Source organism: Peribacillus aracenensis (assembly GCF_025175645.1).
Lineage (GTDB): Bacteria > Bacillota > Bacilli > Bacillales > DSM-1321 > Peribacillus > Peribacillus aracenensis.
The window spans coordinates 1-1,228 of record NZ_JANZMJ010000095.1; the positions used below are offsets into that span (position 1 = coordinate 1).

The 1,228-nt window shown below is 40.1% G+C and carries 1 protein-coding gene; it reads right to left on the minus strand.

Translation table 11 applies throughout. From position 1 onward, the window contains the following. Window positions 1-993 (minus strand): IS110 family RNA-guided transposase (locus tag N0M92_RS29080; RefSeq protein ID WP_260289027.1); only part of this gene is annotated, 993 nt, incomplete at its 3' end. Window positions 994-1,228 lie beyond the last annotated feature (235 nt).

The following is a 1,228-nucleotide window of genomic DNA, read 5'->3' on the forward strand; positions in this document are numbered from 1 at the left end:
TTTAGTAATGCGATTAATGGTTGCCGTAAACTTACCCGATGAGTGAACACTTGGATCTACTCCAGCGAAGGCAACCAGTTTTTTCGGATGATTAAACCGATCGATTTCACCAATTTCAGAGATAATCGTGGCTGCGATTTTTTCTCCTATACCGGGAATCGATTGGATGATCTTATATTCTTCCAGTTCATTTGCCAGGGCCACTATACGATCTTCCAAATCAGAGAGGTGCCCCTGGTAATGAAAAAGCAACTCAATATACATACGAAGATTGATTACGTGACTTTCATACACGTTTTTTTGGAATGGATTTCGAGATGCGGAGTCCATTACTTTTTTTGCTTTTTCCCATGCCCATTGACCCGATCGGCTAGGGCAGAACTCTATAACACTCTCTGCTAACTTACTTTCCCCTGCTGTTAATACCGCCTCTGAAGTGGGATATTCCTTTAATAACAATAAAGAAACCCTTGAATATAGATCCCCAAAAACCTTCCGGTATTCAGGAAACACTTGATCTAAAATGGTGTGAAACTGAAGTTTAGCTTCCACATACATATTCGTTACAATTTCCTGTTGTCTTGACAAATTCCGAAGGTCTAATAGCTGAATTCCTCTAATTTTATGAGGTTCAAAATCCTCTTTGTAATACAGCGCACACAACTGGTACGCATCGATAGCGTCTGTTTTTACCTTCCGTAAACTGGTCTTCTTTGCCTGATAAGAAATAATCGGATTTAGTAAGATATATAGAATCCCTTGTTCCTCCAAGTATTGAATAACAGGAGTATGGTAATGCCCTGTAGATTCTAAAATGACCATAGGCATCTGCCCTGTCACCTCTTCAATCTCTTTTAAAAAGTCTAAAAAATGATCTAATTCCTCTTTGATGTGCTTCATTGAAAAGCTCGTCCCATAAGGTTTAGATTGATCTAAAAATGCCTGAACTTGACTCTCTCCTTTTGCCACATCCAGACCAACAACTGGATTCATTGTTTTTCCCTCCTCTACTTACTAACCAGTACCCCTAGTCCTCCAAGTAGTGTCATAGCTTCGCTTGTTATACGAGATCTACGTCCCAACCAGCCTCAAACATGTTTCTACAAGTAGGGGGCGGACAGTTTAGTTCACGAGATCAAGTCCCACGCACCCGTACGTCCTACCCTGGCTACTGATATAATAGATTCTATTAAAAAAAGGTCAACCAGTAAAATAAACTGTACCCTAT